The 24,199-nt window shown below is 65.9% G+C and carries 20 protein-coding genes; 10 read left to right on the plus strand and 10 right to left on the minus strand.

Going from position 1 to position 24,199, the window contains the following annotated elements:
- Window positions 1-6 precede the first annotated feature (6 nt).
- The 8 genes from FIV34_RS13205 to pilH all read left to right on the plus strand — a co-directional run bounded on the left by FIV34_RS13205 (window position 7) and on the right by pilH (window position 9,618).
- The gene (locus FIV34_RS13205) at window positions 7-1,209 is read left to right on the plus strand and encodes a cupin domain-containing protein (RefSeq protein WP_139983503.1); all 1,203 of its coding nucleotides are present in this window, start codon (window positions 7-9) and stop codon (window positions 1,207-1,209) included.
- Window positions 1,206-1,700, plus strand: a complete 495-nt coding sequence (locus FIV34_RS13210) for a DUF7931 domain-containing protein (protein ID WP_139983505.1) — start codon at window positions 1,206-1,208, stop codon at window positions 1,698-1,700. Before FIV34_RS13205 ends, FIV34_RS13210 begins: the two co-directional genes overlap by 4 nt.
- A gap of 132 nt (window positions 1,701-1,832) precedes the next feature.
- Window positions 1,833-4,685, plus strand: a complete 2,853-nt coding sequence (locus FIV34_RS13215; protein ID WP_139983507.1) for a 2-oxoglutarate dehydrogenase E1 component — start codon at window positions 1,833-1,835, stop codon at window positions 4,683-4,685.
- 7 nt (window positions 4,686-4,692) lie between these two features.
- A complete protein-coding gene (odhB, locus tag FIV34_RS13220; protein ID WP_139983509.1) occupies window positions 4,693-5,901 on the plus strand; it encodes a 2-oxoglutarate dehydrogenase complex dihydrolipoyllysine-residue succinyltransferase in 1,209 nt (402 codons plus the stop codon).
- Between the two features lie 127 nt (window positions 5,902-6,028).
- Window positions 6,029-7,456, plus strand: a complete 1,428-nt coding sequence (gene lpdA / locus FIV34_RS13225; protein WP_139983511.1) for a dihydrolipoyl dehydrogenase — start codon at window positions 6,029-6,031, stop codon at window positions 7,454-7,456.
- 69 nt (window positions 7,457-7,525) lie between these two features.
- Window positions 7,526-8,116: an LOG family protein gene (locus FIV34_RS13230; RefSeq protein WP_139983513.1), complete on the plus strand. Its 591-nt coding sequence runs from the start codon at window positions 7,526-7,528 to the stop codon at window positions 8,114-8,116.
- Window positions 8,113-9,105, plus strand: coding sequence for a YhdH/YhfP family quinone oxidoreductase (locus FIV34_RS13235; protein ID WP_139983515.1), 993 nt, complete (start codon window positions 8,113-8,115; stop codon window positions 9,103-9,105). Before FIV34_RS13230 ends, FIV34_RS13235 begins: the two co-directional genes overlap by 4 nt.
- A 147-nt stretch (window positions 9,106-9,252) precedes the next feature.
- Window positions 9,253-9,618, plus strand: a complete 366-nt coding sequence (gene pilH / locus FIV34_RS13240; RefSeq protein WP_139983517.1) for a twitching motility response regulator PilH — start codon at window positions 9,253-9,255, stop codon at window positions 9,616-9,618.
- Window positions 9,619-9,636: 18 nt separating this feature from the next.
- Here pilH and FIV34_RS13245 read toward each other — a convergent pair whose 3' ends face one another.
- Together FIV34_RS13245 and FIV34_RS13250 are read right to left on the minus strand one after the other, a co-directional pair.
- On the minus strand, window positions 9,637-10,545 hold the full coding sequence (locus tag FIV34_RS13245; RefSeq protein ID WP_139983519.1) for a DnaJ C-terminal domain-containing protein: 909 nt from the start codon (window positions 10,543-10,545) through the stop codon (window positions 9,637-9,639).
- Between the two features lie 94 nt (window positions 10,546-10,639).
- Window positions 10,640-11,092, minus strand: coding sequence for an Hsp20/alpha crystallin family protein (locus tag FIV34_RS13250; protein WP_139983521.1), 453 nt, complete (start codon window positions 11,090-11,092; stop codon window positions 10,640-10,642).
- A gap of 162 nt (window positions 11,093-11,254) precedes the next feature.
- Between FIV34_RS13250 and FIV34_RS13255 the strand changes: the two genes are divergently transcribed.
- Window positions 11,255-11,734, plus strand: a complete 480-nt coding sequence (locus FIV34_RS13255) for a peroxiredoxin (RefSeq protein ID WP_139983523.1) — start codon at window positions 11,255-11,257, stop codon at window positions 11,732-11,734.
- Here FIV34_RS13255 and FIV34_RS13260 read toward each other — a convergent pair.
- Window positions 11,727-12,575, minus strand: coding sequence for a LysR substrate-binding domain-containing protein (locus tag FIV34_RS13260; protein WP_170207628.1), 849 nt, complete (start codon window positions 12,573-12,575; stop codon window positions 11,727-11,729). The genes FIV34_RS13255 and FIV34_RS13260 overlap by 8 nt on opposite strands.
- 99 nt (window positions 12,576-12,674) lie before the next feature.
- On the opposite strand from FIV34_RS13260, the gene FIV34_RS13265 reads away from it, so the two are divergent.
- On the plus strand, window positions 12,675-13,184 hold the full coding sequence (locus FIV34_RS13265) for a DUF4865 family protein (RefSeq protein ID WP_139983527.1): 510 nt from the start codon (window positions 12,675-12,677) through the stop codon (window positions 13,182-13,184).
- Window positions 13,185-13,305: 121 nt separating this feature from the next.
- On the opposite strand, the gene gyrA is transcribed toward FIV34_RS13265, so the two are convergent.
- From gyrA to rpsO, 7 genes are all read right to left on the minus strand, one after another.
- On the minus strand, window positions 13,306-15,960 hold the full coding sequence (gene gyrA / locus FIV34_RS13270; RefSeq protein ID WP_139983529.1) for a DNA gyrase subunit A: 2,655 nt from the start codon (window positions 15,958-15,960) through the stop codon (window positions 13,306-13,308).
- Window positions 15,961-16,119: 159 nt separating this feature from the next.
- A complete protein-coding gene (mtnA, locus tag FIV34_RS13275) occupies window positions 16,120-17,133 on the minus strand; it encodes an S-methyl-5-thioribose-1-phosphate isomerase (protein ID WP_139983531.1) in 1,014 nt (337 codons plus the stop codon).
- A gap of 52 nt (window positions 17,134-17,185) precedes the next feature.
- A complete protein-coding gene (locus tag FIV34_RS13280) occupies window positions 17,186-18,253 on the minus strand; it encodes a class III poly(R)-hydroxyalkanoic acid synthase subunit PhaC (RefSeq protein ID WP_139983534.1) in 1,068 nt (355 codons plus the stop codon).
- Complete coding sequence (locus FIV34_RS13285; protein WP_139983536.1) at window positions 18,250-19,134, minus strand: poly(R)-hydroxyalkanoic acid synthase subunit PhaE; 885 nt, start codon at window positions 19,132-19,134, stop codon at window positions 18,250-18,252. Before FIV34_RS13285 ends, FIV34_RS13280 begins: the two co-directional genes overlap by 4 nt.
- A gap of 42 nt (window positions 19,135-19,176) precedes the next feature.
- Complete coding sequence (locus FIV34_RS13290) at window positions 19,177-21,534, minus strand: glycoside hydrolase family 3 N-terminal domain-containing protein (RefSeq protein WP_139983539.1); 2,358 nt, start codon at window positions 21,532-21,534, stop codon at window positions 19,177-19,179.
- A gap of 125 nt (window positions 21,535-21,659) precedes the next feature.
- Entirely contained in the window at window positions 21,660-23,765 is a 2,106-nt protein-coding gene (pnp, locus tag FIV34_RS13295; RefSeq protein WP_139983542.1) for a polyribonucleotide nucleotidyltransferase, read from the minus strand.
- 30 nt (window positions 23,766-23,795) lie between these two features.
- Complete coding sequence (rpsO, locus tag FIV34_RS13300; RefSeq protein ID WP_139983545.1) at window positions 23,796-24,065, minus strand: 30S ribosomal protein S15; 270 nt, start codon at window positions 24,063-24,065, stop codon at window positions 23,796-23,798.
- Between the last annotated feature and the right edge of the window lie 134 nt (window positions 24,066-24,199).

Below are 24,199 nucleotides of genomic sequence, written 5' to 3' on the forward strand. Positions count from 1 at the left end.
CCACCCATGACGATCAAGACCCCCACCCATAAGCCGCTCCCCCTCGAAGTCCGCGGTACGGCGTCGCAGCCGCTCGGCATGAGCACCACGCAGTTCCTGCGCGACTATTGGCAGAAGCGGCCGCTACTTATCCGCAATGCTTTCCCCGATTTCGAGGCGCCGATCGAGCCGAACGACCTTGCCGGCCTGGCCTGCGAGGAAGGGGTGCTGGCCCGCCTGATCATCCACGACGAGAAGCGCGACCGCTGGACGGTGAAGACCGGCCCGTTCGAGGAAGCCGAATTCGGCAAGACCCCGAAGCGCGACTGGACCCTGCTCGTGCAGGACGTGGACAAGTGGGATGCCGACGTGGCCTCCCTCCTCGAGTCGTTCGCGTTCCTGCCGAGCTGGCGGGTGGACGACATCATGATTTCGTACGCCGAGGACGGCGGCGGCGTGGGCGCCCATGTCGACCAGTACGATGTCTTCCTGATCCAGGGCCTCGGCCAGCGCCACTGGGCGATCAGTACCGATCCCGACGCGCCGCTGGATTTCCGCAAGGACGTCGAGCTGAAGCAGCTGGAGACGTTTGAACCGACGAATGAGTGGCTGCTGGATCCGGGCGACATGCTCTACCTGCCGCCGGGCGTCCCCCACGACGGCGTGGCGCTGGGCAACTGCATGACCCTCTCGGTGGGCATGCGCGCCCCGTCGCAGGCCGAGCTCACCGGTGACCTGGCCGATTTCCTGGCCGAGCGGATGCCGGAAGAACTCCGTTACACCGATCCGGACCTCACCCCGGCCAAGCGCGCGGGCGAGATCGACACGGCGGCGCTGAACCGCCTCCGCCAGGCCCTGCCCTTCGCGGCAGCGCTGGACCGCGACCTGCTGGCGGACTGGTTCGGCCGCTTCATCACCCGCTACCGCAGTGCCCAGGTGGCCGCCGCGCCGCCGAAGGCGACGACGCCGGCCGCGCTGGACAAGGCGCTGGACAGCGGCGCCACCTTCGTCCGCCACCCGTTTGCCCGCCTGGCGTGGGTCCGTGGGAAGAAGGACGCAGTGCTCTTCGTCAGCGGCAACGCCTACGAATGCCCGACGGACCTGGCCGAGCGGCTGTCCGGCGAGCGCGAGCTGAGCTTCGACAAGAAGGTGTCCGCGGCCGAAAAAACCGTGCTGCTGTCGCTGCTTAACGAAGGGCACCTGGGCATCCGCAAGGGCCGCCGCCGGTGACCGACAAGGCGGACATGGCCCTTGTGGCGCTGGACCGGGCCGGTCTGGACGCCGCCCATGTCCGCCTGCTCGCCGGCGCCCGCTACCGGGCGTCGATCTACCTGCCGACGATGGACCCGGGCGTCCTCGAGAGCGACGCCGTCCTCAGCGAGCTGCGCCGCCTGGCGACCAGCGGCCGCCAGGCCCGGGTGCGCATCCTTACCCATGACGCCAACCGGGGCCACCGTGAGGGCCACCGTCTGGTCGCCCTCTCCCAGCGCCTGCCCACGGCCGTTTCCATCCGCGTTCCCACCGACGAAACCCACCTGCGCTACGGCTCGGCCTTCACCGTCGACGACGTCAGTGCGTTTCTGTTCAGGCCCGTGGCCCAGCGGTTCGATGCCGAGGGCTCCCTGGACGCTCCCGGTGAGACCTCTCGATTCATGGCGTATTTCGACGAAGTGTGGGAGCGGGCGGAGCCGGCGTGGGAGATAAGACCACTTGGGATCTGATCCATTCAAAAAGTGTGAAAACGGTTGGCGCTGCGCAACATGACGGGGCTATAATTATCGGATTCTTTGCCGCGGGCGCGTCCCCATTACCACCCGCGACAGCCCGCCCTTTCCGTGTGTGCCGGTGGTGACGTGAGCGCAAATCTGATCCGCGAGTTTTCCGAATCTTCCCAACTCGCCGGCGGAAACGCCGACTACGTAGAGCAAATCTACGAAGTCTGGCTAGCCGATGCCGGCTCTGTCCCGGCCGAATGGGACGCCTATTTCAAATCCTTCAAGGGCCGCGAGGCCGGCGACGTCCCGCATTCGGGCGCCATCGCCCGTATCGAGGCAGCCCAGAAGCAGCGCCGCGGCAATGGTGCCGCTACGGTCGCCGCTCCCGCTGACAACGCCTACGCGCAGAAACAGGCCGGCGTGCTCCGCCTGCTGACGGCGTACCGCTCGCGCGGCCACCTCGCCGCCAAGCTCGACCCCCTCGGCCTGACCACCCCGGACGTTGACGCACCGGATCTTGGCCTCGCCTTCCACGGTCTCTCCGAGGCCGATCTCGACACCGAATTCGATGGCGGCTCCTTCGCCGGCGGCGGGCAGCGCATGACGCTGCGCGCCCTGTGGACGAAGCTCAAGGCCATCTACACCGGCACCGTCGGCGCCGAGTTCATGTACATCGCCGACCACGACCAGCGCGCATGGATCCACTCGCGCCTGGAAAAGGCCGCCGGCAACCCGGACCTGCAGAAGGGCGAGAAGGTTCGCGTCCTCGAAGCGCTGACCGCGGCCGAAGGCCTCGAGCGCTACCTGCACACCAAGTACGTCGGCCAGAAGCGCTTCTCGCTGGAAGGCGGCGACAGCCTCATCCCGATGATGGATGACGTCGTCCGCGCCGCCGGCGACAACGGCGTCAAGGAAGTCATCATCGGCATGGCCCACCGCGGCCGCCTGAACGTGCTGGTGAACATCCTCGGCAAGGCACCGTCGCAGCTGTTCAACGAGTTCGAAGGCAAGTTCGAGCACGACGACAGCCCGATGCACACCGGTGACGTGAAGTACCACCTGGGCTTCTCGGCGGATGTCAAAACCCCGAAGGGCGGCGTGCACGTGGCGCTGGCCTTCAACCCGTCGCACCTGGAAATCGTGAACCCGGTGGTCGCCGGCTCGGTGCATGCGCGCCAGGGCCGTCGCCGCGACACCGCGCGCGAGAAGTCCATCGCCGTCCTCATCCATGGTGACGCCGCCTTTGCCGGCCAGGGCGTCAACATGGAACTGATGCAGATGTCGCAGGCCCGTGGCTTCGCCATCGGCGGCACGCTGCACATGGTGGTGAACAACCAGGTGGGCTTCACCACCTCCAAGCGCGAAGACGCCCGTTCCACGCTGTACTGCACCGACCTGGCCAAGATGGTCAACGCGCCGGTGTTCCACGTGAATGGCGACGATCCGGAAGCCGTCATCCAGGTCACCCGCCTGGCCTACGAGTTCCGCAAGCAGTTCAAGAAGGACGTGGTGATCGACCTCGTCTGCTACCGCCGCCACGGCCACAACGAGGCCGACGAGCCGGCGGCCACGCAGCCGCTGATGTACCAGATCATCCGCAAGCGCCCGACCACGCGTGACCTCTACGCGCAGGCCCTCGTGAAGCAGTCCATCGTCGGCGCCGACGATGGCCAGAAGATGCTCGACGATTACCGCGCCCGCCTCGAGAAGGGCGAGCCGCTGATCGCGATCGAACCGAACCCGACCCGCGACATCCCGGTGGACTGGACTCGTTTCCAGAAGACCAGCCTGTCGATGGAAGTGGACACGGGCGTGCCGCGCCAGCAGATGGCCAAGGTGCTCGATACCATCCTCACCCTGCCGGCCGGCGTCACCCTGCACGCCCGCGTCGCCAAGATCTACGACGATCGCCGCAAGATGGCCGCCGGCGAGCTCCCGGCTGACTGGGGCTTTGCCGAGAACCTCGCCTACGGCACGCTGATCGCCGAAGGCAACGACCTGCGCATCGTCGGCCAGGATGCCGGCCGCGGTACGTTCTTCCATCGCCACGCGGTGCTGCACGACCAGAACAGCGACGACACCTACATGCCGCTGTCCAAGGTGCGCGAGGACGCCCGCGTCGACGTGATCGATTCGCTGCTCTCCGAAGAAGCCGTCATGGCCTTCGAGTACGGCGAAGCCACCACCTCGCCGGACCAGCTCACCATCTGGGAAGGCCAGTTCGGCGATTTCGCCAACGGCGCCCAGGTCGTGATCGACCAGTTCATCAGCTCCGGTGAAGCGAAGTGGGACCGCCTCTGCGGCCTCACCCTGCTCCTGCCGCACGGCCAGGAAGGCGCCGGCCCCGAGCATTCGTCCGCCCGCCTGGAGCGTTTCCTCCAGCTGTGCGCGCTGGACAACATGCAGGTGTGCGTGCCGACCACCCCGGCACAGGCCTTCCACATGATCCGCCGCCAGCAGGTGCGCCCGGTGCGCAAGCCGCTGATCGTGATGACGCCGAAGTCGCTGCTGCGCCACAAGCTGGCGGTGTCCTCGCTGGACGAGCTGGCCAACGGCAAGTTCCAGCTGGTGATCGGCGAACACCGCGACCTGCCGGCCAAGAAGGTCAAGCGCGTGGTGCTGTGCTCGGGCAAGGTCTATTACGACCTGCTCGAAGAGGCCGACAAGAAGGGCATCACCGACGTGGCCCTCGTCCGCGTCGAGCAGCTCTATCCGTTCCCGCGTCCGGAAGTCTCGGTGGAACTGGAGAAGTTCGCTTCCGCCAAGGAAGTGATCTGGTGCCAGGAAGAGCCGATGAACCAGGGTGCGTGGTTCCAGATCCGTCACCACCTGCAGGCCTGCATCGGGTCGAAGCAGAGCCTGTCCTACGCAGGACGCTCGCGCTCGCCGTCGCCGGCCCCGGGCCATCTCAATACCTATCTCGCCGAACAGGCGGCCCTCGTCGAGCAAGCGCTCGTCGCGCCGGTCGGCACCGATCACGCAGCGGAGTAAGACAAGCATGTCCATCGAAGTCAAAGTCCCGGTCCTGCCGGAGTCGGTCTCCGACGCGCTCATCGCCACCTGGCACAAGAAGGCCGGCGACGCCGTCAAGCGCGACGAAAACCTGCTGGACCTGGAGACCGACAAGGTCGTGCTGGAAGTCCCGTCGCCCGTCGACGGCGTACTGAAGGAGATCAAGTTCGAGGAAGGCTCCACCGTCACCTCGAGCCAGGTCATCGCCGTGATCGAGGAAGGCGCCGCCGCTGCGGCCCCTGCCCCGGCTGCCGCGCCGGCCGCCGCCGAAGCGCCCAAGGCTGAGAAGAGCGAAGCGCCGAAGGGCGTGGACGAACTCTCCCCGGCCGGCCGCCGCGTCGCCGTGGAAGACAACATCGACCCGTCCAAGGTCGCCGGCACCGGCCGCGATGGCCGCGTGACCAAGGAAGACCTGGTCAACGCCGCCAAGGGTGGCAGCGCCCCGGCGCCTGCCGCCGCCGCTCCGGCCCCGGCGGCCAAGCCCACTCCGGGTTCGCGTCCGGAAGAGCGTGTGCCGATGACCCGCATCCGCACCCGCATCGCCGAGCGCCTGATGCAGTCGAAGAACTCGATCGCGATGCTCACCTCGTTCAACGAAGTGAATCTCGCCGAGGTGGTGAAGCTGCGCAAGAGCCTGGGCGAGCAGTTCGAAAAGGCCAACGGCGTGAAGCTGGGCTTCATGAGCTTCTTCGTGAAGGCCGCCACCGAAGCGCTGAAGCGCTACCCGGTGATCAATGCCTCGGTGGACGGTTCGGACATCATCTACCACGGCTACCAGGACATCTCGATCGCCGTGTCGACCGAGAAGGGCCTGGTGACGCCGGTGCTCCGCGACGTCCAGGACATGTCCTTTGCCGACGTCGAGAAGGGCATCATCGGCTACGCCAAGAAGGCGCGTGACGGCAAGCTCGGCCTGGACGACCTCCAGGGCGGCACCTTCACCATCACCAACGGTGGCACCTTCGGCTCGCTGCTCTCCACCCCGATCGTGAACCCGCCGCAGAGCGCGATCCTGGGCATGCACACCATCAAGGAGCGCCCGATCGTCGAGAACGGCCAGGTGATCGCCGCCCCGATGATGTACATCGCCCTCTCCTACGACCATCGGATCATCGATGGCAAGGACGCGGTGCTGTTCCTGGTCGACATCAAGAACCAGCTGGAAAACCCGCAGCGGATGCTGCTCGGCCTGTAAGAAAAGACTGAACGCAGGTCGGTTAAACGTTAAATGTGAAGGCGGGAGTCGAAAGACTCCCGTTTTCATGTTCCGACCCCATATTGGGCGGTAGGCATCTACCGCAGAACCATCCGGAGCAAGAGCTATGAGCGACAAGTTCGACGTCATCGTCATCGGTGCCGGCCCCGCGGGCTATGTGGCCGCGATCCGCGCCGCGCAGCTGGGCCTGAAGACCGCCGTGGTCGACGCCTTCGTCGGCAAGGACGGCAAGGCCGCCCTGGGCGGCACCTGCCTCAACGTCGGTTGCATCCCGTCGAAGGCGCTGCTGGATTCGTCCAAGCAGTTCCACAACCTGACGCACAACTTCAAGGATCACGGCATCACCGCCGAGAATCCGCAGATCGACATCGGCACGTTCATTGGCCGCAAGGACAAGATCGTCAAGCAGTTCACCGGCGGCGTGACCATGCTGTTCAAGGCGAACAAGGTCACCTCGTTCTTCGGCAAGGGCAAGCTGCTCAAGGGCAACGAAGTCGAAGTCACCGGCAACGACGGCACGGTGTCGAAGATCTCCGCGACCAACGTCATCCTCGCCTCGGGCTCGGTGCCCATCGAGCTGCCGTTCGCCAAGTTCGACGGCACGCACATCATCGACAACGCCGGTGCGCTCGACCTCACCGCCGTGCCGAAGCGCATGGGCGTGATCGGCGCCGGCGTCATCGGCCTGGAGCTGGGCAGCGTGTGGAAGCGCCTCGGCGCCGACGTCACCGTGCTCGAAGCGCTGCCGAAGTTCCTTGCCGTGGCCGACCAGGACATCGCCAAGATGGCCGCCCGCGAGTTCGCCAAGCAGGGCCTGGACATCAAGGTCAACGCCAAGGTCACCTCGGCCGAAGTGAAGGGCGACGAAGTCCATATCGGCTACACCGACAAGGACGGCGCCGCGCAGTCGCTCGTCGTCGACAAGCTGCTGGTGGCCGTGGGCCGTCGCGCCTACACCGCCGGCCTGCTGGCTGACGACACCGGCGTGAAGCTGGACGAGCGTGGCCGCATCGTCGTGGACGAGCACAACCACACCGGCGTCGACGGCGTGTGGGCTATCGGTGACGCCGTGCGCGGCCCGATGCTCGCGCACAAGGGCTCCGAGGAAGGCGTCATGGTGGCCGAGCTCATCGCCGGCAAGCCGGGCCACGTCAACCTCGACACCGTGCCGTGGGTCATCTACACCGAGCCGGAAATCGCCTGGGTCGGCAAGACCGAAGAGCAGCTGAAGGAAGAAGGCATCCCGTACAAGACCGGCGCCTTCCCGTTCGCTGCCAACGGCCGCGCTGTCGCGATGAACGAAGGCATCGGCCAGGTGAAGATGATCGCCCACGCCGAAACCGATCGCATCCTCGGTGTGCACATGGTCGGCCCGGTGGTTTCCGAGCTGATCCACGAGTGCGTCGTGGCGATGGAGTTCAAGGGCTCGTCGGAAGACCTCGCCCGCATCGTCCACGCCCACCCGGCGCTGTCCGAAGTGGTGCATGAAGCGGCCCTCTCGGTCGACAAGCGCGCCATCCACAAGGGCAACTAAGCCCGCGTGAACAAAGCCCGCCCCTGCGAGTAGCATGGGCGGGCTTTTTCGTTTCTGGAAGGATCGACCATGCGTGACATCAAAGCTCTCTGCGTCTACTGCGGCTCCAGCAGCGGCGCGCGGCCCGAATACACCGAAGTCGCCAAGGCCTTCGGCACCCGCCTGGCGAAGGAAAACATCGCCCTGGTCTACGGCGGCGGCAAGGTCGGCCTGATGGGCACGGTCGCCGATGCCGTCGTCGCCGCCGGCGGCCGCGTCATCGGCGTGATCCCGCGCCAGCTCGTGGAAAAGGAAGTGGCCCACACCGGCCTTTCCGAGCTGCATGTGGTCGAGACCATGCACGAGCGCAAGACCCGCATGTACGAACTCTCCGATGCCTTCGTCGCCCTGCCGGGCGGCTTCGGCACCATGGATGAAATGTTCGAGATGCTCACCTGGGCCCAGCTCGGCCTGCATACCTACCCGTGCGCCTTCCTCGACGTGCTGGGCTTCTACAAGGGCCTGGCCGCCAGCATGGACCACATGGTGGCCGAAGGCTTCGTCAAGCAGGTGCAGCGCGAGCAGGTATGGTTCGGCGATAGCATCGACGCGGTGTTCGACTGGATGAAAACCTACGAATCCACCTACACCCCCAAGTGGATCACCAAGGAATCGGTATGACGTCCATGCAGGCCTTCCGTATCCACAACGACGACAACGGCTACCGCGGCGCCATCGAAACGATGGATACCGACGCCCTCTCGGCCGGCGAGGTGCTGGTCAAGGCCGAATGGTCGTCGGTGAACTACAAGGACGCCCTCGCGGGTACCGGCAAGGGCAAGATCCTTCGCCAGTACCCCCTCAACGGCGGCATCGACGTGGCGGGCATCGTCGTCGCGTCCAGCGACCCGGCATTCCGCGAAGGTGACAAGGTGCTAGCCACCGGCAGCGGCCTCTCGGAGACGCGCGACGGCGGCTATGGCGAGTACGTAAAACTACCGGCCGCCCTCACCATCCCCCTGCCCGCTTCTCTCAGCACGCGCGACGCCATGATCCTGGGCACCGCCGGCTTCACCGCCGCGCTGGCCCTGCTGCGCATGCTGGACAACCGCCAGCGCCCCGACATGGGACCGATCGCCATCACGGGCGCTACCGGCGGCGTGGGCATGCTTGGCGTGGATATCTTCACCCGCGCGGGTTTCCAGGTGCATGCCGTGAGCGGCAAGCCGGCGCACTTCGACTTCCTGCGCCAGATCGGCGCGGTGGAATGCATCGACCGCCACCAGCTTGCGTTTAGCGGCAAGCCGATGGAATCGGCGAAGTACGGCGGCATGCTCGATAACGTCGGCGGCGCCATGCTGGCCGGGTTTCTGCCGGCCATCGCACCGTACGGCAACGCCGCCATCTGCGGCCTGGCAGGTAGCCCTGAGCTCCCCACGACGGTCATGCCCTTCATCATCCGCGGCGTGAGCGTGCTCGGCGTCGCCTCCGCGGGCACGGCGCGGGAGATCCGCGACGAGGTGTGGGCGCGGCTGGGCGGCGAATGGAAACCACGCCATCTGGACGCCATCTGCACGAAGGAAGTGGCACTTGGGGACGTCGCCAGCGTCTTCGACACCATGCTTGCGGGCGGATCGTTCGGCCGCACGGTGGTTCGGATCGGCGGCTAAGTGCCTGCCCTGGCAGGTTTCGCGCGTAACACCATTGATACACGCTGGTGGGTCGGTAGAATGGGCGTCGCCAAAGGCGCAACACGCGACGGTTTATCGTCGCGGAAGTAACGGATTAACAATCGGGCAGCGCCCGGGGGAAAGTGAATGGCTCGTATCCTGATCGTCGACGATTCGCCGTCGCAGCTTCTGGGCATCAAGCGCATCGTCGAAAAGCTGGGCCATGAGGCACTCACGGCCGAGGACGGCGCCGCCGGCGTGGAAGCCGCCAAGCGCGAGCTACCCGACCTCATCCTGATGGACGTCGTCATGCCGAACCTCAACGGGTTCCAGGCCACGCGCACCATCAGCAAGGAAGAGACCACCAAGCACATCCCGATCATCCTGGTGACCACGAAGGACCAGGACACCGACAAGGTGTGGGGCCTGCGCCAGGGCGCGAAGGATTACGTCGTCAAGCCGATCAAGGAAGACGAACTGGTCAAGGCGCTCAAGACCCACCTGCCGGTCTGAGCGCGCTGCCGCGCCGGGTCACCGGCGCGGGTCAAAGTCCTTGAAAGCGTCCTGGAATTCGGCGTAAGCCGCTTGTTCCTCATGGGTTTCCGGCACCGGCACGCGGATTTCCAGCACCACGATCTGGTCGCCCGGCTCGGAGCCCGGCAGCCCCCGGCCCTTCAGGCGCAGCTTGCGCCCGGACTGCGATCCCGCCGGGATGCGCAGGTCCACATGGCCACCCAGCGTCGGCACGGCCACCGTGGCGCCCAGGGCGGCTTCCCACGGCGAAATAGGCAACGTATGCGTCACGGTGCGGCCCTCAAGCCGGAACCGCGCATCGTCGCGCAGGGTGATTTCCAGGAGCAGGTCGCCCGACGGCCCACCGCCCGAGCCCGGATGGCCCTGGCCGCCCAGCCGGATCGTCTGGCCGGACGCGATGCCCGCCGGGATCTTCACCTCGAGGACGCGCTCGCCGCCCGAGGCATCGTTGAGCACGACACGGGTCTTGCCGCCGTTGTAGGCGGTCTGCAAGTCGGTTTCGATCTTGGCGTTGATGTCGCGCCCGCGGCGCGCCTGGGTCTGCTGCGAGCGACGGCCACCGCCGCCGCCGAACAGGCTTTCGAAGAAGTCGCTGAAGTCGCCGCGGCCTGCCCCGCCCATGTCGCCGTAGTCGAACCCGCCGCCCTGGCCCCAGCCCGGCGGCGGCCGGAACTGCTCGCCCTGGCGATAGCCGCCCGCGCGGAACTGGTCGTACTGCCGGCGCTTTTCCGGGTCCTTCAGGGCTTCATTCGCCTCGTTGATCGCCTTGAACTTCTCTTCCGCACCCGATTCCTTGTTCTTGTCCGGGTGGTATTTGCGCGCCAGCTTGCGGTACGCCGTCTTGATTTCGGCGTCCGTCGCTTCGGGTTTTACCCCGAGAATCTCGTAGTAATCCTTGAACTCCACAGGCTCTCCCGCCGGGCTTGTGTCGAAAATAAAAAAGTTAAAGGCCCGCGGTAGACCAATCTACCGCGGGCCTGATTGCCAAGCTTAGACCGAATCAGCCCGCGGCGTTGATCGTGATGCGACGCGGGGCATTTTCTGCCTTTTTGGGAATGGCGATTTCGAGCACGCCATCGCGGCCGGAGGCGGTAATGCCCTCCGCGTCGGCGCTCTCCGGAAGCGTAAAGCTGCGCTTGAAGGCGCCAGCCACGCGCTCCACCCGGGCGTACTTGCCTTCGGTTTCGCTGGTGTACGCCGGGCGCTCACCCTTGATCGACAGGACGTTCTTGTCCATCTGGATCTCGATGCTATCCAGGGCCACGCCCGGGACATCGGCGAGGATCAGGAAGCGGCCGGCCTCCTCACGGATATCGACGCGCGGCGCCCAGGCGTTTTCCACGGCGGCGACCGGCGCGGCGATATCGCCGGCGAAGAACTGGTCGAACACATGGCGCAGTTCATTTCCAAGCACCGGCGCACGGCGAAACGCAACATGACGAAGCTGGTTCATCTGTTTGACTCCAATAAGATTTATCGGCCCCGTGGCCGTCTGGGATCAAACATATGATCGCCCCGGGCCGATTCAAGGGGCCTATTGGAACAGGACCCTGTCGCGCGCAAGCGCGCTCCTCCATTTACACTCGGGGCATCTTTCCCCAACGAGGCTGGCCCCATGACCATCGCTGTCGGCGACCGTATTCCCGAATCCACCGTCACCTACTTCGAGGACGGCATCCAGACCGCCTCCACCCTGGACCTGATGGGCACCGGCAAGGTGGTGCTTTTCGCCGTCCCCGGCGCATTTACGCCCACCTGCTCGAATAAGCACCTGCCCGGTTATATCAAGCACATCGAAGACTTCGCCGCGCGCGGCGTGAAGGTGTTCTGCGTGTCCGTGAACGATGCCTTCGTCATGGACGCCTGGGGCAAGGAACGCGGCATTCCGGCCAACTTGCACCTGCTTGCCGATGGCAATGCGGCCTTTACCAAGGCCCTGGGCTTGGAACTGGACGGCACGAAGAACGGCATGGGCATCCGCGCCAAGCGCTTCGCCATGTATATCGAAGACGGCGTGGTGAAAGTGCTGAATATCGAAGCGCCGGGCGAATTCCGGGTGTCGTCGGCCGAGGCCATGCTCGAAGCGATCAGCTAAGCGCCACGCCATTACGCAGCAGCCCTGCCAGCGCATCCGCGGCAGGGTTGGCTCGCTCGGCCCGCACGAGGAACAGCGAGGCGTCGCCCAGGCCAGGCAGGCCCTCGCCTGTGTCGATGCGGCGCAAGGCGGCAGGCACATGGATAGCCGGCCGGGCGACCCAGCCAAGGCCGGCACGTGCCGCGGCCCACAACGCAGACACGCTGCGCGCCGTCACCGCGATCCGCCAGGGGATGTGCGCCGCATCCAGCGCCGCGATCATGCGTCGACGAAACACGCAGGGCGCCTCCAGCGTGAGCAAGGGCAACGGTGCCCCGCCCGGCCCCGCGACACCTTCCGCGGCGAACCAGTACACGGGAAACGTCCCCAGCAGGCTGCCGCCGAGGCCGCCATCGCTGTCGAACGCAAGCGCCAGGTCGATGGTGCCCTCGCGCACGCCCTCCACGAGCGGCGCGCTCTGGTCGACGCTCAATTCCAGGCTCGTTTCCGGATGCGCGGCGGCGAACGCGGCCAGCGTGGATGGCAGCCACGCTTCGGCGAAGTCGTGTGGCACGCCCAGATGCACGCGGCCCTCCAGCCGCTCGCCACGTACCGCACCCACCGCGTCCGCGTTCAATTCGAGCATGTGCCGCGCATAGCCCAGCAGCCGCTCACCCGCTTGCGTGAGTTCCTGCTTGCGCCCCACCCGCTGGAAGATCGCCGTGCCCAGCCGGTCCTCCAGGGCACGCAGCTGCAGGCTCACCGCCGAGGGCGACAGGTGCAGTTTCTCGGCGGCACGCCCGAATCCACCGAGGTCAACGGCGGTCACGAGGGTACGCAGTGTGGCGAGGTCGAGGATCATGCTTAAGCGTGGCTCACGCGTGGGTTTGGAAACCATCGCTTTTATAGCACCCGTCGCAGCCCGACCATGAGTGCATCCCGTTAACGCAGGGCCACCCTCATGCTCGCGATGCAGTACAGCTTTGACCTCGTGCCGTCAGTCGATCCGGAAGCCGTGCGCGCCCGGGCACGTGACATCGGGCCATCTTTCGAGGGGCTCGCGGGCCTACGGATGAAGGCGTTCCTCGTGGCCTCCACACCCGCCACGTATGCGCCGATCTATGTGTGGGATACCGATGCATCGATGCGCGCGTTCCTGGCCTCCGAGGCGTTCACGCGCGTGGTCGCCCGATACGGAAAGCCAACGTTCTCGGTGTTCGCGCCGATTCGCATCGCCCGGTCCGCGACGACCGGCGCACCGCGCTTCGCCACGCAGGAACGTTCCGCCCTGCCCGTGCCGGCCGTGTTCGACGGGAACGGCGGCACCGTGCGTGCCGACGCCAATGTCCTGGTGGGTGCGGACCTGAGCCGCTGGGAATCGGTGAGGACGACGTTCTGGCAGGATCCGCCCCCCTTCCGCGAGGGCCAGGTGGTCTACGACATCCCCTACCTGATCGGAGCACTGCCATGAGCGGTGTGGCGCGCCTTCGCGCCTTCCTTCAGCAGCTGTGGGTCGCGTGCCTGATATCCCAGGCGCCGACGCGTTCGAAACGATAGCCAAAAAAAACCCGCCTTTCGGCGGGTTTCTCGTCTTACTCGCTTTCGCCGTCGACCGGCCCGGATTCCACCGGCGGCAGGTCTGCCGCCGCTTCCGTACCCGGCACGTCGCCGCTGGTCGTCTCGCCGTTGATCGCCTCGCCCTCGCCTTCGACGTCGAGTTCTTCCTCGGCTTCGAGACGGACGACACCGATGAGGGTTTCGTCCTTCGGCAGCTTGATCAGGGTGACGCCCTGCGTGTTACGGCCGACCTGGGCCACTTCCGCGACGCGGGTGCGTACCAGCGTGCCCTGGTCGGAGATCAGCATGAGCTGCTGGCTCTCGGTGGCCTGGATGGCCGCAACGAGGTTGCCGTTGCGCTCCGAGCACTGGATGCCGATGACGCCCTGCGTACCGCGGCCCTTCTTCGGGAACTCGGTGAGCGGGGTGCGCTTGCCGAAGCCACGCTCCGTGGCGGTGAGGATGTCACCGTCGCCACGCGCCACGATCAGCGAGACCACCGTGGTGTCTTCCGCCAGCAGCATGCCGCGGACGCCCGTAGCGGTGCGGCCCATGGAACGCACCTTGTTCTCGTCGAAGCGCACGACCTTGCCGTTCGAAGCGAACAGCAGCACGTCGCTCTCGCCGTCGGTCATCGCCACGTCGACCAGCGCATCGCCGTCGTCGAGGTTGATGGCGGCCTTGCCCTTCTGCAGCTGGAACGCGAACTCGGTGAGCGGCGTCTTCTTCACCGTGCCCTTGCGGGTGGCGAAGAACACGAAGCAGTTCGGATCGTAGTCGCGGATCGGCAGCACGGCCTGGACCTTCTCGCCCTCACCCAGCGGCAGCAGGTTCACGATGGGCTTGCCACGCGCACCCGGGCCGGCTTCCGGCATCTGGTACACCTTCAGCCAGTACACGCGACCGGTGCTGGTGAACGTCAGCAGCGTGTCATGGGTATTGACCACCCACAGCTGCTGCACGACGTCTTCGTCCTTCAGCGCGGACGCCGAACGGCCCTTGCCACCGCGCTTCTGCGCGCGATACAGGCTGGCGGCCTGGCGCTTCACGTAACCGGTATGCGACAGCGTGAGCACCACGTCTTCCGGCGTGATCAGGTCGAGGACGTTCAGGTCTTCCTGCGAATGCTGGATTTCCGTGCGACGCGTGTCGCCATACTCGTTGCGGATGGCTTCGAGTTCCTCGCGGATGACCTCGAGCAGGCGCGCCGGGTTCTCCAGGATCTCGATGAGCCCACGGATGGTTTCGAGGATGGCGCGGTATTCGTCGCTGAGCTTGTCCTGCTCCAGGCCGGTCAGGCGATGCAGGCGCATCTGCAGGATTTCGGTGGCCTGGGCTTCGGAGAGCTGGTAGCCGTCGTCACGCAGGCCGTCACGCGGATCCATGTCTTCCGGACGCGAGGCTTCCGCACCGGCGGCAGCCAGCAGGGAGCGGACCATGCCCGCCTCCCACTTGCGGGCGACCATGCGCTCACGGGCTTCCTGCGACGAGCTGGAGGTACGGATCAGCTCGATCATCTCGTCGATGTTGGCGAGCGCGACGGTCAGGCCTTCGAGGATATGCGCACGCGAACGGGCCTTGCGCAGTTCGAAGATCGTGCGGCGGGTGACGACTTCGCGGCGGTGGCGGATGAACGCCTCAAGGATGTCCTTGAGGTTCAGCAGCTTCGGCTGGCCGTCGAGCAGGGCCACCATGTTGATGCCGAAGGTGACCTGCAGCTGGGTCTGCTGGAACAGGTTGTTCAGCACGACGTCGGCCATGGCGTCACGGCGGATCTCGATGACCACGCGCATGCCGTCCTTGTCGGACTCGTCGCGCAGCTCGCTGATGCCTTCGAGCTTCTTTTCCTTGACCAGCTCGGCGATCTTTTCGATCAGGCGAGCCTTGTTCACCTGGTACGGCAGCTCGTGGACGAGGATCGTCTCGCGGCCGTTGGCTTCGGTTTCGATCGAGGTGCGCGCGCGCACCAGGATGCGGCCGCGGCCGGTGCGGTAGGCCTCGACGATGCCGGACGAGCCGTTGATGATGCCGGCGGTCGGGAAATCCGGGCCGGGGATGTACGTCATCAGTTCATCGACGCCGAGCGACGGCTCTTCGATGAGGGCCAGCACGGCATTGACCACTTCGGTCATGTTGTGCGGCGGGATGTTCGTCGCCATGCCCACCGCGATACCGGCCGAACCATTGACCAGCAGGTTCGGGACGCGGGTGGGAAGCACCAGCGGCTCGCTCTCGCTTTCGTCGTAGTTCGGCCCGAAATCGACGGTTTCCTTGTCGATGTCGGCGAGCAGCTCGTGGGTGAGGCGGGCCATGCGCACTTCGGTGTATCGCATGGCAGCGGCGTTGTCGCCGTCCACCGAACCAAAGTTGCCCTGGCCGTCGACCAGCATGTAGCGCAGCGAGAACGGCTGCGCCATGCGGACGATGGTGTCGTAAACCGACGCATCACCGTGCGGATGGTATTTACCGATCACGTCACCGACGACACGCGCGGACTTTTTATAGGCCTTGTTCCACGAGTTGCCCAGTTCGTTCATCGCGAACAGTACGCGCCGGTGCACCGGCTTCAGGCCATCGCGTACGTCAGGCAGTGCGCGCCCGACGATGACGCTCATCGCGTAGTCGAGATAGCTTTGGCGCATCTCGTCTTCGATGTTGACGCGGATGACTTCTTTGGCGAGTTCTGCCATCAATCGGCTTCCTGGGTGTCCGTGGTGTGCCCCCGCCGGCCATGCAGTTCACCCATCAGGTGGCACGGTCGGCTCAACCCGTCGAGCATAACACAACGGGTGTCGAAATGACAGCAAAAAATGCCGTCAATTCAATAGGTTACGGGAGGGTTTTGGCGGTCATGGAAACATGATCCGCATCTGTTCTTCATCCGGCTTCAGGATCACGCCGCGCTCGGTCACGATCGCGTCGATCAGCTCGGCCGGAGTCACGTCGAAGACCGGGTTCCAGGCCTCGGCGCCCTCGATGACGGTGCGCGTACCGCTGACCGAAAGCAGCTCGGTGGCGTCGCGCAGTTCGATCTCGATGTCGTCACCGCTGGCGGTGGCCATGTCCACCGTGGTGGACGGTGCCACCACCATGAATTTCACGCCGTGGTGGCGCGCGGCGATGGCCAGCTGGTAGGTGCCGATCTTGTTGGCGGTGTCGCCATTGGCCGCGATGCGGTCGGCGCCCACGATGACCCACTTCACCTTGCCGTCCTTCATGAGGTGCGAGGCGGCGGAATCGGCGATGAGTTTGGCCGGGATGCCGTCGCGGACCAGTTCCCACATGGTGAGGCGTGCGCCCTGCTGCCAGGGGCGCGTTTCACCGGCATAGACCTGGTCGATGCGGCCGGCTTCCACGCCCGCGCGGATCACGCCCAGCGCCGTGCCGTAACCGGCGGTGGCCAGCGAGCCGGTGTTGCAGTGGGTCATCACGTGCGAGCCGGACTCGATCAGCGAGGCACCCAGTTCGCCCATGTGGCGGTTGGCGGCGAGGTCTTCGTCCTGGATGGCCTGGGCTTCGCGCTCCAGCGCGGCCGCGTCGGCGCCCGCATCGACACGCGATTTCATGCGATCCAGGGCCCACATCAGGTTCACCGCCGTGGGCCGCGCCGCACGCAGCGTGGCCATGGCGCTGGCGAGGTCTTCCCCACCCTTCGCGGCAAGCACGACACCCCAGGCCGCGGCGATGCCGATGGCCGGCGCGCCGCGCACGGCCAGGTCGCGGATGGCCCGGGTGACGTCGTCCGAGTTCACGCTGTCGAACCAGATTTCCTCGGCCGGCAGGCGGCGCTGGTCGAGCAGGCGGAGGCGGTCGCCGAGCCACTGCACGGCGCGGATGGAGTCGTGGGAAGTGTGCGTGTTCATCGCGCGATTATCGCATCCCCACGGTCAAAACGCTGTTGCCCGGCGGCGCGGTTCAGCGCCTGGCGAGCCAGTCGTGGATCGCGGGTGGCACCAGCTTCTGGGCGCGGCCGGAGACGTAGATGCCGATGTGGCCGCCGGGGAACGGGAGCGCCGTGTAGTCCTTGCTGCCCACCGCGTTTTTCAGCGGGATCGAGGCGGCCGGCGGAACGAGGTGGTCCTGCTCGGCGTAGATGTTCAGCACCGGCTGGGTGATCGTGCCCAGGTCGATGGTGCGGCCGCCGATGGTGGCCTTGCCCTGGATCAGCAGGTTCTTCTGGAAGAAGTCGCGCGTGAACTGGCGGAACGTTTCGCCCGCCTGGTCGGGCGAATCGAAGATCCACTTTTCCATGCGAAGGAAGTTTTTCACTTCCTTCGGGTTATCCAGGATGTCGACCATGGCGACGTATTTCTGCTGGTTCAGCCGCAACGGCTTCAGCGTCAGGTAGGCGAAGTTCATCAGGTCGGCGGGCACGTTGCCGATGGTGTCGACGAACAGGTCGATATCCACGTTGCGCGCCCAGTGCGAGAGCATGTTGTCGGGCGTGTGGAAATCCACCGGCGTCACCATGGTGATCAGGTTCTTCACCTTGTCGCCGTGCAGCGCCGTGTAGCAAAGCGAGAACACGCCGCCCTGGCAGATGCCGAGCAGGTTGATCGCGTCGAGCGCGTGGCGCTTGCGGACGACATCCACGCAACGGTCGAGGTAGCCGTCGATGTAATCCTCCAGCGTGAGCCAGCGATCCGCACCATCGGGATAGCCCCAGTCGATCAGGTAGACGTCCTCGCCCTGCGCCAGGAGGTTACGCACCATGGAACGGTCTTCCTGGAGGTCGACCATCCACGGCGTATTGACCAGCGCGTAGCAGATCAGCAGCGGCGTTTTCGCCGTCGGCTTTTTCTCGCCCTTGAAGTGCCAGAGCGTGAGCTTGTCTTCGCTGTACACCGCCTCGCGAGGCGTGGTGCCCATCTCGATCGGGCCGACGTTTTTCAGCGTTTCCACACCCGCTTCCACCTTGCGGCGGAACGCCTCGACTTCGGCGCGGGCGCGCTCGGGATCGAAGTGGAACGGGTTCGTGGTCATCGCGCGCGGCCCTTGGGCGCGGCCTTTTTGGCGGCCGCTTTCTTTGTCGCGGCCTTTTTCGGTGCCTTGGCGCCGCGCAACGCCGCGACCTCAGCACGGAGGGCCTCGACTTCCGCCGCCAGCCCCTGCATGTGGCGCAATTCGCGGCGCACGGCCTGGAGGCGCTCGCCGAGGCTATCCACGTCGCGACGCGTCGGCATGCCGGCCTGAATGGCGAAACGCTCCACCTGGCGCTGCTGCAACACCTTCAGGTGCATCTGCGCATTGACCAGCGACGCATATACCTCGCGGAATTCCGCCGACATCGCGGCTTCCGCGTAACCCTCTTCGGAGATATTCACCCAGCGGTCGTACACGGCGCGAAGGCTATCGGCGTCCGCCGGCATGCCCTGGGCACGGAGGGTTTCCCCGGCGCGGCCCTGCACACCCTGGAGCAGCGCCTGGTAGCGCGCGTAATGCTGGGCGTAATCGATCCACGCCAGCAGCAGGGCCTGCTGCTCTTCCTGTTGTTCACGGGTGAGGCCGAGGGCGGGCATCGACAGCGCTTCACGCGCGCCGCGGGCCCATTCGTCAAACCCGTCGGTACCGGGCTGGGCCCCGGGCGGCGGGCCGTAGCCAAACGGCGGCATGCCACCGGCCATGCCGGGCTGGCCGAAGGGCGGCGTGCCGTGCGCAAACGGGGATGCCGGCGGCTCACCGGAGGTGAACGACTTCATCCAGTCGCCGTAGCCACCCAGGCCGGCGAACAGGCGGCCCATGATGTCGGCGGGCGGTGCCTCCGCCTGTTCATTTTTCGGGTCAAACTGCTTTGCCCAGGCCTCGACGCCCTGGCGGACGAAGGCCTGGTACTGCTCGATGAAATCAGTCGGTTTGTCTGCCATGCGCGTATGGTACGGCACCCGGCGCACGCCTGCCCCCGCGGATCAGGGGCTGATCGTGAACGCGGCCTTCTGGACGGCCTGCGAGCTGCCGCCGACCCACACGGTGTACTGCGTCGGCTCGACGACCTGCTCGCTTTTCGCGTTCCAGAACGAGAGCTCCGGGAAGCCGAGCGCGAAGGTCACCTGCTTCGATTCACCGGCCTGGAGGGCCACCCGCTGGAAGCCCTGCAGGCTGCGCACCGGCTGGGACAGGCTGGCACCGAGGTTACGCACGTAGAGCTGCACCACCTCGGTACCCGCGCGCTTTCCGGTGTTCGTCACCGTCGCTGTCACCGTGACAAGGTTCCGGGCGTCAGCGCGGTTAGCCTCAGCCAGTGGCACGGTGGCCCGCGAGACATGCACGCCTGAGTAGCCGAACGTCGTGTACGACAGGCCGTGGCCGAACGGGTACAGCGCGTCATTCGGTGCGTCGATGTAACGCGACACGTAGGTCGAATCGTGGGACGGCGGCAGGCGCGTGTCGGCATCGCCGGCCGGCCGGCCCGTGGGGAACGTGCTGTAGTAAAGCGGCTCCTGGCCCTCGGTGTACGGGAAGCTCATGGTCAGCTTGCCGCTGGGCGCCACATCGCCGAATACCACGCGTGCGATGGCGTTGCCCGCCTCCGCACCGGGGAACCACACGGCCATGATCGCCGCCACGTGCTTGTCAGCCCAGTCGAGAACGAGGGGGCGGCCGGAGAACACCAGCAACACCACGGGCTTGCCGCTGGCCACCACCTGCTCCAGCAGCTGCTGCTGGTTGCCGGGGAGACCCAGGTGCGCACGGGCGGCCGCTTCGCCGCTCATGCCGGCGGCTTCGCCGAGCGCCATCACCACGACATCGGCCCGCGACGCCGCTTTCAGCGCCTCGGCGAAGCCGGCCTGCGAGTCCGAGGCGATGTCCGTGCCCCTGGCGTAAACCAGCGTGCCGCCACTGGCGTGCATGCGTGCTTCGAGGCCCTTGCGTACGGTGGTGAAGTCATCGAAGTGACGCGCCCCGCCCCACGGCCCCTGCATCTCACTGGCCGTATCGGCCAGCGGGCCGATCAGTGCCACGGTTTTTACATGCGTATCCAGCGGCAGCACCGCCGCGCCCTGCGTGTCGGCATTCTTCAGCAGCACGAAGGACTCCTCCGCCGCCTTGCGCGCCAGCGCATGGTTGGCCGCCGCCGATTCACCGGCCCGCGCAGCGCGCGCATACGGATGTTCGAAGACACCCAGCGCGAACTTCACCCGCAGCACGCGACGCACGGCCTCGTCGACGGTGGCCATCGACAGCCTGCCGTCCTTCAGCAACGCGGGAATCTGCGTGTCGTAGTAGTGGCTCATCATGTCCACTTCCACGCCGGCCTGAAGGGCCTTTTGCGTCGCGGCCGCAGCGTCCAGCGCAATGCCGTGGTGGGTGAGTTCCATCACGGCGGTGTAGTCGCTGACGACGAAACCATCGAAGCCCCATTCCTTGCGCAGGATGTCGGTCATCAGGTACGGGTTGGCCGTGGCCGGCACGCCGTTGAGCGCATTGAACGCGCTCATCATGGTGGCCGCGCCCGCTTCCACCGCCGCGCGATACGGCGGCAGGTACACCTGGCGCAGGCGCACATCGGACATATCCGTGGTGTTGTATTCGCGCCCTGCTTCGGCGGCGCCGTAGGCGGCGAAGTGCTTCACCGAGGCAGCGACGTTTTGCGGGTCCGCCAGGTCCGTGCCCTGGTAACCGTGGATATAGGCGCGCGCGATGGCCGAGCCGAGGTAGGGGTCTTCACCCGCTCCCTCGGCCGAGCGGCCCCAACGGGCATCGCGGGAGATGTCGACCATGGGCGAGAACACCCACTTCACGCCACCGCGCGTCGCCTCCAGCGCCGCCATGTGCGAGAGATCCTGGACCAGCTGCGGATCCCATGTCGCCGAGAGGGCAAGCGGGATGGGGTAAATGGTCTGGTAGCCGTGGATGATGTCGGCGCCGAACAGCAGCGGGATGCCGAGGCGGCTTTTCAGCGCGGCTTCCTGGAACGGGCGCGTCGTGTCCGCGCCGACGAGGTTGAGCACGGAGCCCAGCTCGCCCTTGCGCGCCAGCGCCATGCTGTCGACCTTCGTGCGTGTTTCCGGATTCGGCGCGAAGGCGTCGCCGCCATCCGACGACGCGCCATGCGCGGCGTACTGCACGAGCTGCCCCACCTTCTCCTCAAGCGTCATGCGCGCCAGCAACGCATTCACCCTGGCCTCGATCGCCGGTGAGGCGAGCTGCGCGTTGGGCGGCGTCACGGACGACTGCGACTCGGCGGCGACGGGGCCAGCCAGGGCGAGCACGGCAGCGAGGAACAACGGGCGGCGACGCAGGCAGGCGGTACGGACAGCGCTCATCGAATCTCCGGAAGGTGCGCGTGGGGACGGGCAACGGAGCGAGCGTGGCAGCGAAACGTTTACATCGCCACAAAAAAAGCCGGCACCTCGCGGTGCCGGCTTTTTTCTTACACCGAGGCGATGGATCAGCCCGCGGCGTTCTCTTCTTCGGTGACGGCCTTCATCGACAGGCGGATGCGGCCCTGCTTGTCGACTTCCAGGACCTTGACCTTGACGATGTCGCCTTCCTTCAGCTTGTCGGAGACCTTCTCGACGCGCTCGCTTGAGATCTGCGAGACGTGCACGAGGCCGTCCTTGCCCGGCATGATGGTGACGAATGCGCCAAAGTCCATCAGCTTCGCGACCTTGCCTTCGTAGATGCGGCCCGGCTCAACGTCCGAGACGATCTGTTCGATGCGCTTGCGCGCGGCTTCGGCGGCTTCACGGTTGACCGAGGCGATCACGACGTTGCCGTCGTCCGTGATGTCGATGGTGGTGCCGGTCTCTTCGGTGATCGAGCGGATGGTGGCGCCGCCCTTGCCGATGACTTCGCGGATCTTGTCCGGGTGGATCTTGATCGTGAGCAGGCGCGGGGCGAACTCGCTCATTTCCGAGCGGGCTTCCGTGATGCACTTGGCCATTTCGCCGAGGATGTGCAGACGGCCGCGCTTGGCCTGGGCCAACGCCGTACGCATGATCTCTTCGGTGATGCCGTCGACCTTGATGTCCATCTGCAGCGCGGACACGCCATCAGCGGTACCGGCCACCTTGAAGTCCATGTCGCCGAGGTGATCTTCATCACCCAGGATGTCGGAGAGAACGACGAAGTCGTTGCCTTCCTTCACCAGGCCCATGGCGATACCGGCGACCGGCGACTTCAGCGGAACGCCCGCGTCCATCATGGCCAGCGACGAACCGCAGACCGACGCCATCGACGACGAACCGTTCGACTCGGTGATTTCCGAGACGACGCGGACGACGTACGGGAACTCTTCGATCGTCGGCTTGACGGCCTGCACGCCGCGCTTGGCGAGGCGGCCGTGGCCGACTTCGCGACGCTTCGGGCTACCGACGCGACCGGTCTCACCCACCGAGAACGGAGGGAAGTTGTAGTGGAACAGGAACGTGTCCTTCCACTCGCCTTCCGGCGCGTCGATGATCTGCGAGTCACGCGTGGTGCCGAGCGTGGCAACGACCAGCGCCTGGGTTTCACCGCGGGTGAACAGTGCCGAGCCGTGCGTGCGCGGCAGGACGCCGACGCGGACGGTGATCGGGCGGACGTCGTCCAGCTGGCGACCGTCGATGCGGACCTTCGTGCTGAGCACGCCGTCGCGCAGGGTGCGGTACTCGACTTCACCGAAGGCGTTGCCGATGTCGCCATCGGTCCAGCCATTGGCTTCGGCGTCGGCGGCGATGGCCGTCTTCACGTCGCTCTTCAGCGCGCTGATGACGTCACGGCGAGCCAGCTTGTCGCGGATCTGGAAGGCTTCGGCAAAACGGTTGCCGACAGCGGCCTTGACCGCGTCGTACAGCGCCGTCTTGGCAGCCGGGGCTTCCCACTTGAACGACTTGGCGCCGGCTTCGGCGACGAAGGCGTTGATCGTGTCGATCGCGACCTGCATCTGCTGGTGGCCGAACACGACCGAACCGAGCATCACGTCTTCGCTGAGCAGCTTGGCTTCCGACTCCACCATCATCACGGCGCTGGACGTACCGGCCACGACGAGGTCGAGGTCGGAGGTCTTCAGCTGCGAAGCGGTCGGGTTGAGGATGTACTGGCCGTTGGCATAGCCGACGCGCGCGGCACCGATCGGGCCCTTGAAGGGCACGCCGGCGAGCGACATGGCAGCCGAGGCACCGATCAGGGCCGGGATGTCACCGTCCACTTCGGGGTTCAGCGAGACAACCTGCGCGATGACCTGGATTTCGTTGCGGAACTCTTCCGGGAAGAGCGGACGCAGCGGACGATCGATGAGGCGCGAAGTCAGCGTCTCCTTCTCCGTCGGGCGGCCTTCACGCTTGAAGAAGCCACCCGGGATGCGACCCGCGGAGTAGAACTTCTCCATGTAGTCGACCGTGAGGGGGAAGAAGTCCTGGCCTTCGCGAGCCTTGGGGGCCGCGACGACCGTCACCAGGACGACGGTGCCGCCCATGCTGACCATGACCGCACCGGAGGCCTGCCGGGCGATTTCGCCCGTCTCCAGTGTGACTTCGTGAGAACCGTACTGGAATGACTTGGTTACTTTCGCCACTTCGATCTCTCCTCGTCCTGTTCCGGTGATTTAGCGGCGCAGGCCGAGGCGTTCGATAAGGGTCTGGTAGCGAGCGAGGTCGCTCTTCTTGAGGTAGGCCAGCAGCGTCTTGCGCTTGTTGACCATCTTCAGCAGACCGCGACGCGAGTGGTGGTCCTGCTTGTGCGCCTGGAAATGGTCCTGCAGCGCGGTGATGTTGGCGGACAGCAGCGCGACCTGGACTTCGGTCGAGCCGGTGTCGTTGTCCTTGCGACCGTAGTCCTTGATGATCTGGCTGGTCTGTTCGACGGTAAGCGACATGTGTATCGATTCCTTAAAAAGCGGATGCGAGACTTGCGCAACCTCAACGGGTCCCGATGAAGTTGCGCAAGCCTCGCTTGATGAAAAGCGTTAAACGAGCACGTAATTGTAACGTCCTGCGCGTAGCGGCAACA

Origin of the sequence: Luteibacter pinisoli (assembly GCF_006385595.1) — a bacterium.
Classification (GTDB): Bacteria; Pseudomonadota; Gammaproteobacteria; order Xanthomonadales; family Rhodanobacteraceae; genus Luteibacter; species Luteibacter pinisoli.

Excerpts from the sequence above, each read along its gene's own strand:
- mtnA (WP_139983531.1), bottom strand. The coding sequence starts at position 17,133 with ATGAACACGCACACTTCCCACGACTCCATCCGCGCCGTGCAGTGGCTC.
- lpdA (WP_139983511.1), top strand. The coding sequence starts at position 6,029 with ATGAGCGACAAGTTCGACGTCATCGTCATCGGTGCCGGCCCCGCGGGC.
- gyrA (WP_139983529.1), bottom strand. The coding sequence starts at position 15,960 with ATGGCAGAACTCGCCAAAGAAGTCATCCGCGTCAACATCGAAGACGAG.
- FIV34_RS13255 (WP_139983523.1), top strand. The coding sequence starts at position 11,255 with ATGACCATCGCTGTCGGCGACCGTATTCCCGAATCCACCGTCACCTAC.
- FIV34_RS13280 (WP_139983534.1), bottom strand. The coding sequence starts at position 18,253 with ATGACCACGAACCCGTTCCACTTCGATCCCGAGCGCGCCCGCGCCGAA.
- FIV34_RS13265 (WP_139983527.1), top strand. The coding sequence starts at position 12,675 with ATGCTCGCGATGCAGTACAGCTTTGACCTCGTGCCGTCAGTCGATCCG.
- pilH (WP_139983517.1), top strand. The coding sequence starts at position 9,253 with ATGGCTCGTATCCTGATCGTCGACGATTCGCCGTCGCAGCTTCTGGGC.
- FIV34_RS13230 (WP_139983513.1), top strand. The coding sequence starts at position 7,526 with ATGCGTGACATCAAAGCTCTCTGCGTCTACTGCGGCTCCAGCAGCGGC.
- FIV34_RS13205 (WP_139983503.1), top strand. The coding sequence starts at position 7 with ATGACGATCAAGACCCCCACCCATAAGCCGCTCCCCCTCGAAGTCCGC.
- FIV34_RS13260 (WP_170207628.1), bottom strand. The coding sequence starts at position 12,575 with ATGATCCTCGACCTCGCCACACTGCGTACCCTCGTGACCGCCGTTGAC.
- rpsO (WP_139983545.1), bottom strand. The coding sequence starts at position 24,065 with ATGTCGCTTACCGTCGAACAGACCAGCCAGATCATCAAGGACTACGGT.
- FIV34_RS13250 (WP_139983521.1), bottom strand. The coding sequence starts at position 11,092 with ATGAACCAGCTTCGTCATGTTGCGTTTCGCCGTGCGCCGGTGCTTGGA.
- FIV34_RS13290 (WP_139983539.1), bottom strand. The coding sequence starts at position 21,534 with ATGAGCGCTGTCCGTACCGCCTGCCTGCGTCGCCGCCCGTTGTTCCTC.
- odhB (WP_139983509.1), top strand. The coding sequence starts at position 4,693 with ATGTCCATCGAAGTCAAAGTCCCGGTCCTGCCGGAGTCGGTCTCCGAC.
- FIV34_RS13285 (WP_139983536.1), bottom strand. The coding sequence starts at position 19,134 with ATGGCAGACAAACCGACTGATTTCATCGAGCAGTACCAGGCCTTCGTC.
- FIV34_RS13235 (WP_139983515.1), top strand. The coding sequence starts at position 8,113 with ATGACGTCCATGCAGGCCTTCCGTATCCACAACGACGACAACGGCTAC.